Below are 334 nucleotides of genomic sequence, written 5' to 3' on the forward strand. Positions count from 1 at the left end.
GCTGATCGTCTACGCCAGCTGGTATCCGTTCTCGGGCTGGCACAACCAGGGATTGTCGCCGCTGATCTTCCTGGAAACCACCAGCATGCCGCGCTACTGGACCAAGTTCGACGCCATCACCAACGTGGTCGGCTACATCCCGCTGGGGATGCTGATCGTCTACGCGCTGTATCCGCGCTTCAAGGGCGTCGCCGCCTTGCTGATGGCGGCCGCCAGCGGCGTGCTGATCTCGGGCCTGATGGAGGGCGTGCAGACCTATCTGCCCAGCCGCGTGTCCTCCAACCTGGACTTCTACACCAACGCCGCCGGCTGCGCGCTGGGCGCCGTGATCGGC

General features: G+C 65.3%; 1 protein-coding gene. It reads left to right on the plus strand.

What is annotated here, in order from left to right:
- Nucleotides 1-334: VanZ family protein (locus tag ACO0LB_RS20720; protein WP_423052605.1), on the plus strand; the 334-nt coding region annotated here is incomplete at both ends.

It is taken from the genome of Undibacterium sp. SXout7W (assembly GCF_049339385.1).
GTDB lineage: Bacteria > Pseudomonadota > Gammaproteobacteria > Burkholderiales > Burkholderiaceae_D > Undibacterium.